This is a genomic window from Flavobacterium sp. ZB4R12, assembly GCF_048276375.1.
Classification (GTDB): Bacteria; Bacteroidota; Bacteroidia; order Flavobacteriales; family Flavobacteriaceae; genus Flavobacterium; species Flavobacterium gawalongense.
In genome coordinates this window covers 101,223-119,530 of sequence record NZ_JBLNKS010000011.1, presented here as the reverse complement: position 1 = coordinate 119,530, position 18,308 = coordinate 101,223, and the positions used below count along the sequence as shown (strand labels likewise).

The 18,308-nt window shown below is 34.1% G+C and carries 17 protein-coding genes; 10 read left to right on the top strand and 7 right to left on the bottom strand.

The features are described 5' to 3' along the window. Positions 1–200 precede the first annotated feature (200 nt). Complete coding sequence (locus ACNO7W_RS09755) at positions 201–1,055, top strand: S1 RNA-binding domain-containing protein (RefSeq protein WP_417937993.1); 855 nt, start codon at positions 201–203, stop codon at positions 1,053–1,055. A gap of 356 nt (positions 1,056–1,411) precedes the next feature. Here the strand turns inward: ACNO7W_RS09755 and ACNO7W_RS09750 are convergent, their stop codons facing one another. Further along, positions 1,412–1,549 (bottom strand): hypothetical protein, encoded by a 138-nt coding sequence (locus tag ACNO7W_RS09750; protein WP_185963159.1) that lies wholly within the window; start codon positions 1,547–1,549, stop codon positions 1,412–1,414. A gap of 250 nt (positions 1,550–1,799) precedes the next feature. Here ACNO7W_RS09750 and ACNO7W_RS09745 point away from each other — a divergent pair, with 250 nt between their 5' ends. The 9 genes from ACNO7W_RS09745 to ACNO7W_RS09705 all read left to right on the top strand — a co-directional run bounded on the left by ACNO7W_RS09745 (position 1,800) and on the right by ACNO7W_RS09705 (position 9,974). After that, on the top strand, positions 1,800–2,630 hold the full coding sequence (locus ACNO7W_RS09745; protein ID WP_417937992.1) for a 1,4-dihydroxy-2-naphthoyl-CoA synthase: 831 nt from the start codon (positions 1,800–1,802) through the stop codon (positions 2,628–2,630). Positions 2,631–2,832: 202 nt separating this feature from the next. Then, the gene (locus ACNO7W_RS09740; RefSeq protein WP_417937991.1) at positions 2,833–3,348 is read left to right on the top strand and encodes a PH domain-containing protein; all 516 of its coding nucleotides are present in this window, start codon (positions 2,833–2,835) and stop codon (positions 3,346–3,348) included. Next, on the top strand, positions 3,348–4,862 hold the full coding sequence (locus ACNO7W_RS09735; protein WP_417937990.1) for a PH domain-containing protein: 1,515 nt from the start codon (positions 3,348–3,350) through the stop codon (positions 4,860–4,862). The genes ACNO7W_RS09740 and ACNO7W_RS09735 overlap by 1 nt, the downstream gene beginning before the upstream one ends. A 70-nt stretch (positions 4,863–4,932) precedes the next feature. Continuing rightward, positions 4,933–5,883 carry a 1,4-dihydroxy-2-naphthoate octaprenyltransferase gene (menA, locus tag ACNO7W_RS09730; protein ID WP_417937989.1) on the top strand — a complete coding sequence of 317 codons (951 nt, stop codon included), beginning with the start codon at positions 4,933–4,935 and terminating at the stop codon, positions 5,881–5,883. Positions 5,884–5,936: 53 nt separating this feature from the next. Then, entirely contained in the window at positions 5,937–6,614 is a 678-nt protein-coding gene (locus ACNO7W_RS09725) for a metal-dependent hydrolase (protein WP_143387337.1), read from the top strand. Positions 6,615–6,815: 201 nt separating this feature from the next. Next, on the top strand, positions 6,816–8,024 hold the full coding sequence (locus ACNO7W_RS09720; protein ID WP_417937988.1) for a tetratricopeptide repeat protein: 1,209 nt from the start codon (positions 6,816–6,818) through the stop codon (positions 8,022–8,024). 191 nt (positions 8,025–8,215) lie between these two features. Next, positions 8,216–8,509, top strand: coding sequence for a type II toxin-antitoxin system HigB family toxin (locus tag ACNO7W_RS09715; protein ID WP_417937987.1), 294 nt, complete (start codon positions 8,216–8,218; stop codon positions 8,507–8,509). Between the two features lie 5 nt (positions 8,510–8,514). Then, positions 8,515–8,871 carry a helix-turn-helix domain-containing protein gene (locus tag ACNO7W_RS09710; RefSeq protein ID WP_417937986.1) on the top strand — a complete coding sequence of 119 codons (357 nt, stop codon included), beginning with the start codon at positions 8,515–8,517 and terminating at the stop codon, positions 8,869–8,871. A gap of 56 nt (positions 8,872–8,927) precedes the next feature. Continuing rightward, positions 8,928–9,974 (top strand): o-succinylbenzoate synthase, encoded by a 1,047-nt coding sequence (locus ACNO7W_RS09705; RefSeq protein WP_417937985.1) that lies wholly within the window; start codon positions 8,928–8,930, stop codon positions 9,972–9,974. A 1-nt stretch (position 9,975) separates the two neighbouring features. Here the strand turns inward: ACNO7W_RS09705 and ACNO7W_RS09700 are convergent, their stop codons facing one another. The 6 genes from ACNO7W_RS09700 to ACNO7W_RS09675 all read right to left on the bottom strand — a co-directional run bounded on the left by ACNO7W_RS09700 (position 9,976) and on the right by ACNO7W_RS09675 (position 18,262). Beyond that, positions 9,976–11,064: an AI-2E family transporter gene (locus ACNO7W_RS09700; protein WP_417937984.1), complete on the bottom strand. Its 1,089-nt coding sequence runs from the start codon at positions 11,062–11,064 to the stop codon at positions 9,976–9,978. 125 nt (positions 11,065–11,189) lie between these two features. Beyond that, positions 11,190–11,636, bottom strand: coding sequence for a DUF1572 family protein (locus tag ACNO7W_RS09695; protein WP_143387343.1), 447 nt, complete (start codon positions 11,634–11,636; stop codon positions 11,190–11,192). Next, positions 11,626–12,105: a nuclear transport factor 2 family protein gene (locus ACNO7W_RS09690; protein WP_143387344.1), complete on the bottom strand. Its 480-nt coding sequence runs from the start codon at positions 12,103–12,105 to the stop codon at positions 11,626–11,628. The genes ACNO7W_RS09695 and ACNO7W_RS09690 overlap by 11 nt, the downstream gene beginning before the upstream one ends. Positions 12,106–12,349: 244 nt before the next feature. Continuing rightward, positions 12,350–14,383: an OmpA family protein gene (locus tag ACNO7W_RS09685; protein WP_417937983.1), complete on the bottom strand. Its 2,034-nt coding sequence runs from the start codon at positions 14,381–14,383 to the stop codon at positions 12,350–12,352. Between the two features lie 93 nt (positions 14,384–14,476). Further along, positions 14,477–16,255: an Ig-like domain-containing protein gene (locus tag ACNO7W_RS09680; protein ID WP_417937982.1), complete on the bottom strand. Its 1,779-nt coding sequence runs from the start codon at positions 16,253–16,255 to the stop codon at positions 14,477–14,479. Positions 16,256–17,416: 1,161 nt separating this feature from the next. After that, the gene (locus ACNO7W_RS09675; RefSeq protein ID WP_417937981.1) at positions 17,417–18,262 is read right to left on the bottom strand and encodes a diguanylate cyclase; all 846 of its coding nucleotides are present in this window, start codon (positions 18,260–18,262) and stop codon (positions 17,417–17,419) included. Positions 18,263–18,308 lie beyond the last annotated feature (46 nt).

The window sequence follows — 18,308 nt, the reverse complement described above, 5'->3', positions numbered from 1 at the left end:
TCGAGTTCGCTTGAAAAGCGAGTATCGAGAACCAGAGAAAAAGATACTGCGGACAGCGGGACAACTCGTGATGAAACAACGCAAAGTTATGCTCCTAAGAATGAAATAACACTCGGATTTAGGCTTTATTTTTTTGTGGAATGTTTCCTAATTTACTATTTTCAAACTTCGTACCTTTGCGCTTTAGAAATTGAAAGAAAATGATTGAAATAGGAAAATACAATACGCTTACCATTTTACGCGATACCAAAGTGGGTTTGTTTCTGGGAAATCCCGAGAAAGATCCGGAAGGAATACATGATATTCTTTTGCCTAATAAATACGTTCCAAACGAATTTGAAATAGGTGAGGAGCTGATTGTTTTTGTGTATTTGGACCACGAAGAAAGACCCGTTGCCACCACATTAGAGCCGTATATTTTATTGAATGAATTTGCACTTTTGCGTGTGAATTATACCAATCAGATTGGTGCTTTTATGGATTGGGGAATGGAAAAAGATATTTTGGTTCCGTTCAAAGAGCAAGCGCGTCCTATGGAAAAAGGGAAACGCTACTTGGTATATCTTTATATGGACGAAAAAACGAACCGTTTGGTGGCATCAAGTAAGACTAATCAATTCCTGAAAAATGAGGAACTTACCGTTGAAAAAGGCGAAGAAGTAGATTTGATCGTGTCGCATATTACCGAGATAGGAATCAATGTTATCATCAATGAAAAACACAAAGGCTTGTTGTACAAAGATGAGGTGTATGATGATGCTATTCGTACGGGAGACCGCATGCGAGGGTATATTAAAACGATACGTCCGGACAATAAAATTGATGTGGCATTGCAAGTTCAAGGATATCAAAGTATCGAACCAAATGCCGAGAAAATTCTTGATGAGTTAAGAGCCAGTAGAGGTTTCTTACGCTTGACGGATAATTCGCATCCGGAAGACATTAAAACGGTTTTGAAAATGAGTAAAAAAACCTTCAAGAAAGCCATTGGTGCTTTGTACAGGGAAAAATTAATCGAGATCAAGGAAGACGGAATTTACTTGGTTAAGGAATAAAAAAAAGAAAGACTAATCATAAAGGTTAGTCTTTCTCTTTTTTTAGTATTGTTTTTCTACTAAAATTAAAACAATAATAAAACAAAATTTTCGTACATTCTCAAAAGTATATTTATTCGCTTTTGTTACTGATAATATTACTATACTATCTTAAAATATTTACTTAAGCTCAAGTTTACTTTGTAAAAATGGGTTTGTCTTTAAATGTTTTAAACACTTGCTTAAAAGTTTAAGAATCAGTTTAACATTAAAGCCATTTGGTTTTTTTTTATTCTATAAGGATTGTTTTCCAAAAATTAGTTGCGTTTTTATTTTTACGCTTTTACTATAATATGGGGATTTACAAATCCTTTGATTTAACCGTAGGTGTTACTATTTCTTTTTACTATTCCAACAAATGGTTTTCCCATTTGCTCATTTATCGTGGTTTCAGAACTATTTTTATAATTTAATACCGTAGAAAAATGAGCGACAAAATTTTCAATTGTAATCAAAAAAGTTCATTTTTTAGGTTAATAAATCAGTTAAAGAATCCAGCTCAATCAATTTATATTCTATTGATTAGCAATATTTAAAAGTAATAATTATTTTTAATTCCAACTGTTAAGATCTGATTTTATTTTGAATTTTTAACATTTTCGATTGTTTAATCAGAGAAAGATTACCATAAGCTTCTCTAAAATAGAATAGATAAAATGTAAAAAATGATTTAATTTTACACTGAAATAATTTAAATCAATTGTAATGGATTGGATCACTGTCAAAGAATACGAGGATATAACCTATAAGAAATATAATGGCGTTGCCAGGATAGCTTTTAACAGACCGGATGTGCGTAATGCTTTCCGTCCCAAAACGACTTCTGAATTGTATAATGCGTTTTACGATGCCCAAGAAGATACTTCTATAGGGGTAGTTTTGCTTTCTGCCGAAGGACCTTCGTCTAAAGATGGAGTGTATTCTTTTTGTAGCGGTGGCGATCAAAACGCGCGTGGTCATCAAGGCTATGTGGGCGATGACGGACAACATCGTTTGAATATTCTGGAAGTACAACGCTTAATCCGATTTATGCCTAAAGTGGTCATTGCCGTAGTTCCGGGTTGGGCTGTAGGTGGCGGACATAGTTTGCATGTTGTTTGCGATTTGACTTTGGCGAGTAAAGAACACGCGATCTTCAAACAAACCGATGCCGATGTGACCAGTTTTGACGGTGGTTATGGATCGGCCTATTTGGCCAAAATGGTCGGACAGAAAAAAGCACGTGAAATTTTCTTCCTTGGACGCAATTATTCGGCTCAGGATGCTATGGATATGGGGATGGTCAATGCCGTAATTCCACATGACGAATTAGAAGCTACCGCTTATGAGTGGGCACAGGAAATATTAGGCAAATCACCTATGGCTATCAAAATGCTAAAATTCGCTATGAATCTTACTGATGATGGAATGGTAGGACAGCAGGTTTTTGCAGGTGAAGCTACACGCCTTGCTTATATGACCGAAGAAGCCAAAGAAGGTAGAAATGCATTTCTTGAAAAAAGAAAACCAAATTTTGAAAAAAAATGGTTACCATAATTTAGTATTTAGTATTCAGTGGTCAGTTGTTGTCAAGAGCGCAGTTGTGATTTGTCATTTCTCCCGAAGCTTCGGGAGAAGAATAAATCTCGTTGTCAGTATTCAGGCTTATAAAACAATGCATAAAAAAACTTAGGGTCTTAGCGTCTTTGTGGCAAGAAAAAGAATAGAGCCTTTGTGGTAAAAAATATAAACAGTCTAAATGGAAAATTTCAGCAACGAAACTATAGATATCACGCAGCTTCCTAAATTTGAGGAAGTACCTTTTTTAAGTTTGAAAAAATCCTACTGGAAAGTGATTTTGATTAATTTGTTTATAGTGTTTTTGTTGATAACAATTGGTTTGGGATTTGCGCTATTAAAGATTGAAGAATTAGTGACTTATCGATTGGAAATTAGCAGTGCTTTTGGACTCTTTATCCTGATTTTTATTTTCTTTTCAAATTTAAGTTTCAAAAAGAAAGGCTTTGCTTTTAGAGATCATGATGTTCTTTTTAGATATGGAATTATTGCTACAAATACAATTGTAATTCCTTATAATAGAATACAACACGTGGCACTGCATGAAGGAATAGTTTCACGTTACTTTGGATTGGCTAAAATTGAAATTTTTACTGCTGGAGGTAGTTCCAGTGATATAGAAATTCCCGGAATCGAAAAAGAACAGGCCGAAAATATCAAACAACTCTTGATGGGTAAAATACAAAAACAACTTTAATGAGTGCCGATTTTAGTCAGCCGCAAAGGCAATCTGTCATAGGTATTTTGGTGATGTTTTTTTACACGCTTCAGCAATACGCGAGGGCATTATGGCCTGTGATTGTAATTTGGATTTTTAAGTTTGATGAGATTAATAAATTATATCTTTTACTTGGAATGCTTGCTGTCTTTGTAAGTATTGGAGTCGTTTCCTATTTGAAATATTTGAATTTTACTTTTTTCTTAGACACAGAAAACGAAGAATTCATCATTACAGAAGGAGTTTTCAATAAAACTAAAACAACGATTCAGCTCCGTAAAATCCAACAGGTAAATATCAATCAGTCTTTTATTCAAAAAATAATTGGTGTTTATGAACTCGATGTGGATACAGCCGGCAGCAATAAAAAAGAAGGCGCCATAAAAGCGATTTCACATGAATTGGCGTTGGAATTAAAATCTCGACTATTAGATAATGAAGAAAAAAAGAGTGTAAGTGAATCTGAAGCATTTCAATTTAAGGAAACGGAAGACAAACCACTTGAAGCAGAACATCCTTTTATAAAAATAAGTTTTTTGAGTTTATTAAAAGTTGGAATCACCTCTAACTATGAAAGAAGTATTGCTTTATTGCTGATTTTTTTTACTACTCTTTATGAGAATTTTCAAAATTTTGGAGATGAAAATGGTATTTATAAAGAAAGAGTCGGGTCATACATAGACGAAAATTTAGTTCTTCAAACTATTTTATTATCGATAGTATTCTTTTTTGGTGTTGTTTTGGTTGTGAATGTGATACGTGTTGTTTTTAAATATTTTGATTATAAAATTACCAGACAAAAAGGGTCTTTATTGCTTTCTTTTGGATTGTTAAATACAAAAAGTACCATTATCAAACCCGAAAAAGTTCAGATAACAACTATTACCAGAAATTATTTCCAAAACAAAATGGGTATTTTGGAAATGAAAATAAAGCAAGCAACCAGCGGTGAAAAGGAAGAACGCAAATCAGCGATTGAAATTCCGGGTTGTAGCGAACCCGAGCGGGATGCTATATTGAAATTATTGTTTCATAAAATTCCGGAAAAAGGATTGATGCTTCAGCCTAATTTTCGTAAACTTGTTTTTTCAATTTTCTTGACAATAGGTTTACCTTTGTTTGGTTTTATAGTTGTTGGTTATTGGATTGAGCCAGTTTTTTTTGAGTATGGTTATTTAGTGCCTGTTTATGTTATTTTTATTGGATTGATCCAATATTTTAAATTCATAAATAACCGACTATTCATCAACGATAATTTTATAATAAAGCAGAGTGGGGCCTGGGATGTTAGTAATGAGATTATTGAGCCAAGCAAAATACAGGCAATTTCTACTTCTCAGCTTTTCTGGCATAAAAAGTTGAATATAGGTTCCATAACGTTGCATACGGCTGGAGGGAATATTGCTTTTCAGTTAGGGAATTACATAATAATAAAACAACAAGTCAACCTTTGGTTGTACGAAATAGAAACTTCCGATAGTAATTGGATGTAAACAAAATAGTTTAAGGTTTAAAGTTATTGTTACGACAAACCTTAAACCTTAAACTTTTAAACAAAAAGATATGAAACACTGGATTGAAGCTGCACGTTTACGAACATTGCCCTTATCAGTTTCCGGAATAATTGTAGGGAGCATGTATGCTTTGGCACACCCAACGGACAACATATTAACGCCAACGGAAGTCTTTAATTGGAGGCTCTTTGGCTTTGCCATATTAACTACACTTGGACTGCAAATACTGTCTAATTTTGCTAATGATTACGGCGACGGCATGAAAGGAACGGATAACGAAGACCGTGTTGGTCCAAAACGTGCCATACAAAGCGGCGTAATTACGCCCGAAGCTATGAAACGCGCCATTATAATCACATCGGCATTGACGTTGCTTTCGGCGATGTTATTAATTTACTATGCGTTTACAGATACTAATTTATGGTATTCCTTATTCTATTTGGTTTTGGGGATTTTATCTATAGTGTCGGCAATTCGTTATACCGTGGGAAATACAGCATATGGATATCGCGGATACGGAGATTTATTTGTCTTTGTGTTTTTCGGTTTAGTAAGCACTTTAGGGGTTAATTTTTTGTATTCAAAACAACTGGATTTTGAATTGTTTTTACCTGCAACAGCCATTGGATTATTGAGTGTTGGAGTTTTAAATCTGAACAATATGCGTGACGAAGCATCGGATAGAAAATCAAATAAAAACACGATTGTCGTAAAAATTGGCGGAGCCAAAGCTAAAATATACCATTATTTCCTAATTGTTTCAGCTATGATTTTGGTGTTGGTTTTTGCAATTATAAACCATTTTCACTTTGATCAATACTTATTTTTACTAGCTTATATCCCTTTAACTAAACATTTAATTACCGTTTATAAAAATCACAATACTAAGGAATTAGATCCAGAATTAAAAAAACTAGCGCTAAGTACTTTTGCACTTTCTGTATTGTTGGCATTGTGTATGATTTTCTTCTTTTCGGACTTGATTGTCAATAATTATTAAAGGTAAATTAAAACTCAAATCAGTCCATTTTTAGATCTTTAAATTTAATTCAAATGAAAATAACATTTTACGGTCATGCCTCTTTGGGGATAGAAGTTGGAGGCAAATACATAATTGTAGATCCTTATATTTCTGCTAATCCAAATGCATCACATATTGATATCGACACGTTAAAAGCAGACTTTATCTTAATAACTCATGCGCACGGAGATCATATTCTGGATGTGGAGGCAATTGCCAAAAGAACCAATGCAGTAATAGTTTCTAATGCTGAAATTGCGGGCCATTATTGCCAAAAAGGTTTTCAGACACACCCCATGAATCACGGAGGAAGCTGGAATTTTGACTTTGGAAGACTGAAATATGTCAATGCCATTCACTCCAGTTCTTTTCCTGACGGCAGTTACGGAGGAAATCCGGGCGGTTTTGTTATTGAAGGGGAACATAAAAATGTATACATTGCCGGAGATACAGCGCTTACTATGGATATGAAACTCATTCCTATGCGTACCAAACTGGATTTGGCGATTCTGCCAATAGGAGATAATTTCACCATGGATGTCGAAGATGCTATTGTTGCTTCTGATTTCTTGGATTGTGATAAAATTTTAGGATATCATTACGACACTTTTGGCTATATCGAAATCGATCATGAAGACGCCATTCGTAAATTCTTCAATAAAGGAAAAGATTTAATGTTACTGGAAATAGGAAGTTCCATCGAATTATAATTTTTTATTTGAAGCTAATCCAGCTATACGTTGCAAATGAAATTCACTGAACTCCTATGAAAATAAAAGTATAGTGAAGTAATCTTTTTATCCGTTGAAAAGGCTGTAAAAAGGATTTCCACTGCAAACGAAGTTCACTGAACTCAGATGAAAATAGAAATTAAGTGAAGTAATCTGGGCTAAAAAACGTTAATCAAGAAAATGAACATTCAAAAAATTGCTTTAATAGTATTAACAACTATTTCGTTTCAATCTGTTTTTCCTCAAAAAGATGGTTATTGGGATAAAACCCGCGCTACAACTGAAGAAATTACAGTTTCCGCAAGAGATAGAATTATCATAAAAACCCAAGATTTTCCCGAAGGAACTACTGAAGTAGTTTACAGAATAACACTTTTGGATAAAAATCAGCAAATGGCGGGCAGTTTAGTTTCGGTTTTAAAAGCCATTCAAGACCCAACAGGAATCAGTCAGGGTTCAGCAGGAGCTGTTTTTATCTTGTCTAAAATCTCTGGAGATGATAAATGCAAGTATGCTGTTTTTTCTAGCGCAGACTTGGCTGTGAAATACAAAGAAAACGGAAAAACTGACGATGCTTGTTTGGTTCAGGATACGCCGGTTAGTAAAGATGCCAAACGGCTTTCTACAGAGAAATCGGCTTGTATGCAATCCAATTCTGGAAATTTATGGTTTGGTTTCGAAAGTAAAAACTGGATCATGAATCAAAAAATTATTCTCGAAGTCGTGCCGTGGGTTGATAACAAACTCAGTCGCGGATGGACTCTGGAAAACAGAAAACAAATCATTGATCAATGCAAAACATCGAATATGGCTCAAAAAATGACCAATTCAGATGATTTTTGCGTTTGTATTCTGGATAAAATACAATCTAAATATAAGTTTAAGGAATTCCAAAATTTATTAGCGATAGAGCGTTCTAAAGCTTTTAAAGACTTTGGTAACAGTTGTTTTGGTGAAACAAGCTTTTCTAAAGGGGTTTATGATGATTTGCGAAAACAAGCGTCTCTATTGGTAAAACAAGGTGAGCAAGGTGGAGCAATTATGAAATTGACAACTATAATCAATGATGGAAAAGCAACCGCTTTGGATTATAATGCAATTGGAAACAGTTATATCTTAACCAAACAATATGGAAAAGCGATTAAATTCCTAAAAGAAGGCGAGAAGCTCGATGATTCGGAATTATTGATAAAACTGAATTTGGCACACGCATATTTATTAAATGATAATTATGCGTCGGCAAAAGCTATTTACAAAGAATACCAGTCACAAAATGTAACAGACAGTTTGAGCTGGATTCAAAAAGTAAAACAAGATTTTGAGACTTTCAAAAAGGTGGGCATTCAAAATGATGATTTTGAAAGAGTTTTGAAGTTAATCGAAAAGTAGATTCACTTTTCTAAAACTCATATTTTCTTAAATGTCTTATTATGGTTTAAAAACGGATTTATTGTTTTACCATATAAAGGAATATAAGGACATTTAAGTCTGGATAAAATTAATTATTTTGATTTTAAATCTTTAAAAAATAATTTCCCAAAATGGGAACTTTTTTATTATCTTTGTAAAATAAATAGAATTTGAGAGTAATTGCAAAAAAAACATTGAGAGATTTTTGGGTAGCTCATACTGATAGTGAACAGCAATTAATGTCTTGGTTTCAGGAAACGAGCAAAGCCGAATGGGAAAATCCCAACGTGATAAAACAACAATATCCAAGTGTAAGTATTTTAAATAATAATCGGTTTGTGTTTAATATCAAGGGAAATAATTACCGATTAATAGTTAAAATTAATTTTGACCACCAAATGGTTTGGATTCGGTTTATTGGAACGCATGCAGAATATGATAAAATTAACGCCAACGAAATTTAATTGCAATGGAAATTAAGCCTATAAAAACAGAAAACGATTATAACCAAGCTCTCGAAAGACTTGAAGTTATTTTTGATGCTAAAAACGGTTCGCCTGAAGGTGACGAATTGGAAGTGCTTGGTATTTTAATTGACCAATATGAGAATGACCATTTTCCTATTGGTATGCCAGACCCAATTGAGGCTATAAAATTCAGAATGGAGCAAATGGGATATAATCAAAATGATTTAGCCAATATTGTTGGTTTAAAAAGTCGTGCGAGTGAAATCCTAAATCGCAAACGAAAACTTTCTCTAGAAATGATCCGTCAACTGCATGAGAGATTAAATATCCCTACAGATGTATTGATTCAGGCTTATTAAAAATAGGTGATTGGGTTATAGTAACTCATAGTCTATAACTCATAATTTATAATTTCTTGAAAGCAACCTACCACAAATACATTCTTAATTTCAAACGTCCGTCAGGAACTTCCCGTGGCGTCATGATTGAAAAAGAAACTTGGTTTATCGTCTTGGAACAAGATGGTAAAAAGGGGATTGGTGAATGTGGAATTCTTCGTGGATTGAGTATTGATGATCGACCGGATTATGAAGAAAAATTGCGATGGACTTGTGACAATATTCACTTGGGGAAAGACTGGCTTTGGGAAGCGTTATTGGAGTTTCCTTCGATACAATTTGGAGTGGAAATGGCGTTCCAATCTTTGGCTAGTGAAACTCCTTTTTTACTCTTTCCTTCGAACTTTACAAATGGTACAAAATCCATCCCTATAAACGGTTTAGTTTGGATGGGTGAGGAGTCGTTTATGAAGCAACAAATCGAGGAAAAATTAGCAGATGGTTTTCGTTGCATAAAACTCAAAATAGGAGCGATAGATTTCGATAAAGAACTGCAGTTGCTTCGGTTTATTCGGGAACATTTCACTCCGGAACAAGTTGAAATTCGTGTCGATGCGAATGGTGCTTTTGATGAAAATTTAGCTTTATATAAATTAATACAACTATCTGAATTTAAATTACATAGTATAGAGCAGCCGATACAAAAAAATCATACTGACAGTATGGCAGAGCTGTGTAAAATTACTCCTTTTCCTATTGCTTTGGATGAAGAGCTAATCGGTGTATTTACACGGGTAGAAAAAGAGTTGTTATTGGAGAAAATCAAACCGCAATACATCATTTTGAAGCCTAGTTTTGTAGGCGGTTTTCGAGGAACCCAAGAGTGGATTTCATTGGCTGAAAAGCATAAAATTGGATGGTGGATTACCTCAGCTTTGGAGAGTAATATTGGGCTAAATGCCATCGCACAATGGACCTTTTTACAGCACAATTCAATGCCACAGGGATTAGGAACCGGAGCGCTTTATACGAATAATTTTGACTGCCCATTGGAGGTTTTACAGGGGCAATTATGGTATAAAACAGCGTTGGATTGGAAGTTTGATTTTGGTCTTTTAATGTAAATTATTTCGTAACTTTCTTTTGTTCGCCATCTCCCAGTAAAACGGATAATGTCTTTAAACTTGGTGTACGGTCGGCAATCAGTTTTATGATACTAATGAACGGGATAAACAATATCATTCCTGCAGCACCCCATAAAATGCCTCCTACAATTACCACAATAATGATGACAAGTGTATTTATTTTCAAACGGCTTCCCACCGCAAAAGGAAATATGATATAGGCTTCGAGTACTTGTACAATAGAAAAGACTATTATAACACCTAATGGGTACCAAATCGAATTATACGTTATCCAGGAAACTGCAATGGGTAAGAGTGATGAAATCATTATTCCCACGTAAGGTATAAATGTTAGAATTGAGGCTATAAAACCAAACAGAAATGGGTGTGGTACCCCGATAATCAGCAGTCCAATGCTGTTTAAAAGTCCAACTATTAAATATACCACTAACATTCCTTTGATGAAATTGTAATAGGCATGAATGGTTTCAATAAGGATTTCGTGAATGGTGCTTTTTCTTTCTGGTGGAAAAAGTTCATACAACGCATTCGATAACATCTGGCGATGGAATAGAATCAGCGCTGAAAAAACAGGAATCATTAATAGGTAAAATAGAGACTCTGATACGGAATATGCGGTATTTCGCAGCAAGGAAAAAGCTTCTGAACCAGAGTTATTGAGCGTATTTTTGATGAATTCCGATTGTTTTTCAAGGCTGATGTCAAATCTTTCGGATAGGAAAGTACTCAATTGATTTATCGTTTCTGTAAGTTTAGCTCTCAAAGATTGCCATTCCTGAAGAAACTCTGAAAACTGTGCGAATAATAGATAAATTACCGCTCCCACCAAAACGGTTACTCCTAAAATGGAAATAATAATTGCAATTCCTTTGTTAATTCCCTTTGTTTGCATCCATTTACATATGGGATACAGAATAAAGCTAATGAGTAATGAAAAGCTTAACGGAATAAATAGTGTTTTACCAAAGTACAGAATCAAAGAGGCCAGTATGATGAGCTGAAGAATTTCTAAAACAGAATATTTTCTGTTTGATTGAAATGGAACGGGTGTTTTAGAAGATTGTATCATACAAATTTATATTGTAACCGTTATTCCTTGTCCCTCTTTAACTTTTTTATTCTAAAAATTAGTTGCGATTAAAGTATTAATCAAAACGAATAGTGTAGGTGTAAATTGTTTGTTAAGGCAAATTTTCAGGAGTCTAATAAACGCCTGTGGTAATTGATTTGTCCCAGATGATAGGCCAGGTGAGTGGTTAAATGAATGAGCATAAACTCAGTTGAAGTCTTGGTTTCAAAAACTAAAAGAGGAAACTCCATTTTTAATTCTTCTTCCGATACGTTATTAAGTGCATTGTTAACGACAACAATGGTTGCTTCGATTTTGTTTATTAATTCTGCTCTCGGAATATCTTTTTGTGAAAATTCGAGCGCTCTGTTTCTGATATAACCGGTTTTTCCAAATTCGGCTCCAATATAGGTATTAAGATTCCCAACCAAATGCAAGCAAAGATTCCCGGCTGAATTAGCTATCCCTTTTTGAATGTGCCAAATTTGACTTTCATTTTGGTAGAGCTCCATTTCTGCTTTAAGCTGTTTTAAATCTCTGTTGAATAGCGATTTTAAAGTTTCAATTAGCATGTTTCGTTTCTTTATACTTCTTCAATGAAAGAAGTGCTTTTTGGTGTATTTTGTTTTGAAAATAACCTGTCCATCCAAATAAATACCCCGGAATTCCTAATGCCTGCTTGGACCATTTCCAGATATCAAAATCATCAGTATGCTTGATAATTAGCCCATCCTTAAACTGAAATTGCGCATGAATAACGTTTACCACTTTTCTATTGGTTTTACTAAAGTTGTAAGTTGCTATCCATCTGACAGAACCAAGATATTCATCTGCTTTTATATCTGAGAATTCAATTTTTATATTTCCTTTGCTTTTTTCCATCAGCATTTTCCACATTTGACAAACATCATTTTCTTTTAATAAACCAAATACAGGATCACGAAACTGAATCGTTGGATGATAATATTCACACATTGTTGAAGCATCAGCATTGGCAAAAGCAGAATAGAATTTGATAAGATTTTGTTTGTTTGGGGTCATATATGCATAAAGTGAATAGTAAAAATAATAATTTTTTTGTTAAAATTTAGGTTTTAAAATACTAATGTAAAAAAAAATAGATGCGGTTCATTTCTAATTTGGACAAATCAATGGTGTTGATTGGTTGTGATTCATCGATTTGCTTTGACTATAGATTTTAAATTTTAAACAAAAAAAGAGGATAGACTTTTAAGTTTCTATCCTCTTTTGTAATTTATAAAAATGTATTCTCTGTTATTTTGACTTATTTAGCAGCAGGAATAATATCAATTACTACTGTACGATTGTAAAAACGTTCTTCTGGAGTTTTGTTTTCAAAAGGAGATTTGTTTTCATCCTCACCGTATCCGAGTACTTCAAATTTTACGTCGTTTCTACCCGTTTTAGATAACCCACTTTGAAGAATGCTTTTCACATCGTTTGCACGAGCAAGTGATAAATCTTGATTGTGAACTTCTTCACCAATAATATCCGTATGGCCATGAATAATAACTGTCGCACCAACAGGAATTTTTGGTGTTACTACATCAGTGAGGTACTTTTCATAGATGGTAATCGCTTTAGATTTATTAAATTCATAAATAATACTGTATCTCAGACCTTCTTCCATTTTTGTAGGAGTCCAAAGTACCATATGTACCGAAGTTTCTTTTTCTATAATTTTACCACTTTTAGTTTGACCAATCATTTTCACTTTGTAATCACCTTCCGGACGGCTGCCTAAAATTGATTTTCCAGGAATACTAACTTCTTCCTGAGTATAAGGTCCAAAAGACTGTACTTTTCCTTGTTCGTCAGCTATTTGTAATGACCATGAAGATAATGCTTCACCAGCTCCTTTATTATTGAAGGTAACATAACTTTCAACAGGGGCTTCTTGTAGAGGAACAATTTGTACTGGTTTCAATTGGGCATCAGGACCACTTTGAAATTCCATCAATAAATCTGGAGAAGCACTTTCGATAGAAACTCTACGATCTCCTTCACGTAGCAATTCTAATTCTAATGTTGCACCTGGTTGTTCAGATGGGATATTTGGTTTGTTTTGACCTTTTGTTGTAATTCTAGAAGGATTTATGACAAATACATTTACCAAATAGGTTTTGATTGATTCTGCCATTGCAAGACCATCTGCAGGACCTTTCTTTGATGAACCTACCAAAGTAATCGTTGAAGAAGGATTTTTTTGCATACGGTCTCCAAGGATGTTTAGTACATTATAATAAACAATCATTTGACGTTTTGAACGATCCGACAAGTTTTTTGGAACAAATACTTCCAATTGATCTTCTTTGAAATCTTTAACCTGATCTTTCGTTAATAAAACATAACGATTTGGGATTTCAGTTGATTCAGTATTGAAAAACACATAGTTTCTAAGTGGGAATATTTCACTCATTCTTCTTTCTCCAGGAATATTAGCAGGAGAATTTACAGAAAATTGAACTTCGCGATCTGGTAAAACATCTGTAGATTCTTGAATGTTGCGCCCTTGTCCAAGTTTAAGTGCAACTCCCGCTCTAATTGTAGTTATATTCCATGTTTCTGTTGAACGTGGATTTTGACCAAAATAAGGTTGAAAAGAAACAAAAGGAGATAATACAAACTGTGTCTTGTTACTATCTGAAGAAAGCGGAATATCATAGCCAGCTCCAATTTGCATTGATAAAATAGTTTTCTCAATCTCATTAAATTCGCCAGTTACAGCAGGACTAGGTGCCTGATCCGGAAATGCCGGATTGATGCCTAATTGATAGGTAAACGATTTATCTAAGTTGAAAGCCAAACGTGGACCTCCATAAAGATAGAAATTAGATTTGAAAGGAGCAAAGCGCACGCTTGGTTCCACCGTAATGTAACTTAAATCAGTAGATAAATCTGCTGGACAATCACATGCCGTTTTTACTTGGTCAAAAGAACCTTTACGGCTATCATATCCAGCTTGAAGCATAACGCCCCATCTTGAATCAGCAGGACGATATTCTAAAAGTGGTGCAATGAAAAGTCCAACACCATCTCCCTCATGAAACGTAGCCGGAGGCGTAAAACCAGCATTCAACTGATGAGTAGAACCCTCGTAAAAATTGAAATTGGCTCCACCAGCAACACCAAAGTACCAAGAAGGTTTCGCATATTTAACTTCTAGTGTTTGTTGTGCCTGAACTGGTGTTTGAACGCTTAACCATGTCAATGAGACTACTAAAAGTCCTTTGATAGGTAAGTTATTAAGGGACCAAGAATTGCGTAATCCCTTTTTTAAATTATTTATATTGTCCATGTTTTTTTATTTTGATTGTTTCATTTTTTAAATAATTCCCGTCCTAAGACGGGATAAAATTGTTTGGCTGTAAAAACCTTTAGTATCAAATACCTAGTTATTAGGTACATTAATAGTTGTATTTACCATAGTAACTGAAGCCACTAGAGAAATCGCTCTACCATTTAGTACCGTTAAAAAAGGATTTGTACTATTGGCAGGAGAAGACAAAGTCACTCCAGAATTGGCGATAATGTTTCCAACCATAACTCCACCACCGGCGTAGTTAATAACAGCTGCTGTACCAACATACCAATAAACATTATTAGGATTACCAACACCGTTTAAAAATGTAACACTACTTGGCATTGAATCACCTACTGTTAAAGTCGAAGGTGCTTGAAAGTACCATTTTGCATTGGGATCACCATTCGCATTTAAAGTAAGATTTCCGTTAGTTATGCTAAAAGAGCTAGAGGCTGTATAAATACCAGGAGCTAACGTTAATCCACCTAATTCACCAGCACCCGGATTAGCAACGCCACCTGGCATTGAAGCTGGAGAAATACTGTTATAAAGATCTCTCGCTGCATTCAATCCAGCTAATGCAGTTGCTGCTTTAGTAGCATTTCCTGGTGCAGGTGCATCTGTAAATATTCCATCAGTTACAACTCCATTATTTAATGGGGTTACGGTATAAACATCTCCACTTGTACCATCTGTAAAACCTGTTACTAAAGTGGAAGCGGCGGTTGTACCGATTGCACCGTTAACCACAGTTAATAATCCTTGATTGGTTATTCCGGCATTTCCTCCAAAAACTCCAAAAAACAAACCGCTTGTAATTATTGGGGATGGAGTAGCTACATTTGCTGTGGTAAAATTCCAAACATAGTTATTCGCTAATGGAATACCTGCTGCACTTTTAGCACCAGTTGTAATGGTAGCTGTATAAACAAGTCCTGGATCAAGTGAATTTACCGGGTTAAATGAAGCAGTATTGCCACCGGTATAAGTAACAACACCCGGAATTATTGTAGTACCTTGTTTCAAAGTAAAAGTAGTTGTATTTATAGTCAAAGGATCCATTGCTAAGCTAAAGTTAGCTGTAACTGTTTTGTTTAAATCAACTGCTATAGCATTATTAAGCGGATCTGTAGCAGTAACTGTTGGTGCAGGCACTGTAGTAAAACTCCATACATGATTAGTAGCTAATGGTGTTCCTTGTAAACTTTTAGCACCTGTTGTTAAAGTAACGGTATAAACAGTATTAGTGGTTAATGGATTTGTTGGTGTAAAAGATACTGTTGATCCAGTATAAGTAATTACTCCGGCAATCGTGTTTGTTCCTTGTTTTACAGTAAATGTTGAATTGTTTATTGTCAAAGGATCCATTGGTACACTGAATGTTGCAGTAATTATTTTATTAAGAGCTACGTTTATTTCATTATTTGTTGGATCTGTAGTAATCACGACAGGAACAATAATCATCCCGGTAGCAAATGTCCAAACATAATCTGTTTGAAGCGCATTACCCATTACATCTTTAACTCCTGTTGTAATTCTAGCAGTATAAGTTGTATTAGGACTAAGAGGACTTGCTGGAGTAAAGGTAGCTGTTGTCCCACTATACGTGACAGTACCGGTAACAGCAGTTCCATCAGCTTCTGTAATAATAAAAGTAGATGGGTTAATCGTTGATGGATTTACTGCTTCATTGAAAGTTGCAGAGATTATCTGATTAAATGGAATGCCTAAAGCGCCATTTGCAGGAATTGTAGATTCTACAATAGGGCAAACGCCTACTGTCTCTACGAAATCGTCTTCTGCACAACTTGAAATTAATGCAATAATCAGTATTGCAAAGGTTAATAGTAAATTTTTAGCTTTCATTTTATTGATTTTAGAGGTTAAGTATTTTATACAACAAAGATTGATTAGTTATGGATTTAAAGTATTACACAATTAAAAATTTAAGTTGTAATATTCACACATCTAAAACGTTAATGCTTTATGTATATAGTTAAAAATCAATAACTTGTTTGTTTTTATTATGTTAACATTGTGTTACAGTACTTAAATTGTTCTTTAAAAAAGGCTGAAATAGACAAAAAAAGTTTGTATAGAAATGAATTGTAGTAGTAATTTTTTTAAGAAAAAGGTCTAATCTTAAAATTGAAGTTATAAATGAAATGGTGTTTAAATATCTAAAATAGTTACCTTAAAAATGGAATTCATTTTTTGGATTGTAACAAAAAAAAATCGAGATTTCTAATTCTCGATTTTATTGTATTATTATTTTAAATATGACAGTCCGCAATATGTTCCAAAGGATAAAGTATGGCACACAGATAACACGGATTGAACGGATTTTGCACAGATTTAAATAACAGTTTGATTCACCAAGTAAAAAAATCCGTGTAAATCGGTATAATCTGTACAATCTGTGGGCTAATATTTATGCTTTATAAATGTACAAACGACGAAAATTGTATTCGAAATGATTTTAGTCCGCATTACGGATAGTCATAATTTTAAAAATTAAATGCCCAAAATGATTTTAGTTAAGCATATTTTTTATTTTTTCCTTTTTGTTCCAAATGGGAAATAAATAGGGTTAGTTCTTTTGTGAAAGAATCGAGCATCAAAGCCGATTGTTTTATGTGATTTAAGAATTGGATATGTTCATCAGGTGAATTTATTGTCTGATCAAGTAAATAAGATAAACCTAAAATATTAGCTATGGGCTGTCTGACTTTGTGTGAGGTCATAAACATCATTTCCTCTAATCCTTTTATATATTCTTTTTGATATTCTTCGGCTCTTTTAAGCTCTAAGTTAGTTGTTATTAACTCAGCTGCCCGTTTTTCTTTTTCTTTATTGGTCCCAAAAATAGTTAAAACTATGTACTTTAGTGCATTTCGCTTTAGCTTCTAAAAATGTTTTAGTCACGAATTGGACGAATTTTCGTAAATTAATTCGTGTTAATTTGCGTAATTTGTGGCTAATAAATAAGTGTTATAACCGTGCAGACTTTAAGTCTGCCAACCAAATCTATGGACTTTCAGTCCATAGTGGTTTATTTTGAAAAAGAAGTTCTCTGTTAGCAATGTTTAGTTCTGCTGTCTGAATTCTTCTTTCTTGGTTTTTAAAAGCAAGTTTTTTATTTGCAGTATCTAGTTCTTTAGCACGTTCTTCTTTCTCCAGGTTTTGAAAAGCAAGTTCTCGATTAGCAATAATCAATTCTGCAGCTCTTTTCTCTTTTTCTTCGTTTTGAAAAACAAGTTCCTTATTAGCGATAATTAATTCTGCAGCTCGTTTTTCTTTTTCATCATTTTGAAAAGCAAGTTCTCGATTAGCAATAATCAATTCAATAGCTCTTTTTTCTTTTTCGTCGTTTTGAAAAGCGAGTTCATTATTGGCGATAATTAATTCAGCGGCTCGTTTTTCTTTCTCTATGTTTTGAAAAGCAAGTTCCGTGTTTGCAATAATTAGTTCAGCAGCTCGTTTTTCTTTTTCGTCGTTTTGAAAGGCAAGTTCCGTGTTAGCAATAATTAGTTCGGCGGCTCGTTTTTCTTTTTCATCGTTTTGAAAGGCAAGTTCCGTATTCGCAATAATTAGTTCAGCAGCTCGTTTTTCTTTCTCTTCGTTTTGAAAAGCAAGTTCCGTGTTAGCAATAATTAATTCAGCAGCTCTTTTTTCTTTTTCGTCGTTTTGAAAGGCAAGTTCAGTATTAGCAACAATTAGTTCAGCAGCTCTTTTTTCTTTTTCGTCGTTTTGAAAGGCAAGTTCAGTACTAGCAATAATTAGTTCAGCAGCTCGTTTTTCTTTCTCTTCGTTTTGAAAAACAAGTTCCTTATTCGTAATTATTAACTCTTCCTTTTTTATTCTCGTGTTCATTTCCGTTTAATTCAAAGTTTTTTAAGAAAAAATAATGCGAACTTAT

Coding starts and splice junctions, on each gene's coding strand:
- ACNO7W_RS09755 (WP_417937993.1), top strand. CDS start 201: ATGATTGAAATAGGAAAATACAATACGCTTACCATTTTACGCGATACC.
- ACNO7W_RS09745 (WP_417937992.1), top strand. CDS start 1,800: ATGGATTGGATCACTGTCAAAGAATACGAGGATATAACCTATAAGAAA.
- ACNO7W_RS09740 (WP_417937991.1), top strand. CDS start 2,833: ATGGAAAATTTCAGCAACGAAACTATAGATATCACGCAGCTTCCTAAA.
- ACNO7W_RS09735 (WP_417937990.1), top strand. CDS start 3,348: ATGAGTGCCGATTTTAGTCAGCCGCAAAGGCAATCTGTCATAGGTATT.
- menA (WP_417937989.1), top strand. CDS start 4,933: ATGAAACACTGGATTGAAGCTGCACGTTTACGAACATTGCCCTTATCA.
- ACNO7W_RS09725 (WP_143387337.1), top strand. CDS start 5,937: ATGAAAATAACATTTTACGGTCATGCCTCTTTGGGGATAGAAGTTGGA.
- ACNO7W_RS09720 (WP_417937988.1), top strand. CDS start 6,816: ATGAACATTCAAAAAATTGCTTTAATAGTATTAACAACTATTTCGTTT.
- ACNO7W_RS09710 (WP_417937986.1), top strand. CDS start 8,515: ATGGAAATTAAGCCTATAAAAACAGAAAACGATTATAACCAAGCTCTC.
- ACNO7W_RS09700 (WP_417937984.1), bottom strand. CDS start 11,064: ATGATACAATCTTCTAAAACACCCGTTCCATTTCAATCAAACAGAAAA.
- ACNO7W_RS09695 (WP_143387343.1), bottom strand. CDS start 11,636: ATGCTAATTGAAACTTTAAAATCGCTATTCAACAGAGATTTAAAACAG.
- ACNO7W_RS09690 (WP_143387344.1), bottom strand. CDS start 12,105: ATGACCCCAAACAAACAAAATCTTATCAAATTCTATTCTGCTTTTGCC.
- ACNO7W_RS09685 (WP_417937983.1), bottom strand. CDS start 14,383: ATGGACAATATAAATAATTTAAAAAAGGGATTACGCAATTCTTGGTCC.
- ACNO7W_RS09680 (WP_417937982.1), bottom strand. CDS start 16,255: ATGAAAGCTAAAAATTTACTATTAACCTTTGCAATACTGATTATTGCA.
- ACNO7W_RS09675 (WP_417937981.1), bottom strand. CDS start 18,262: ATGAACACGAGAATAAAAAAGGAAGAGTTAATAATTACGAATAAGGAA.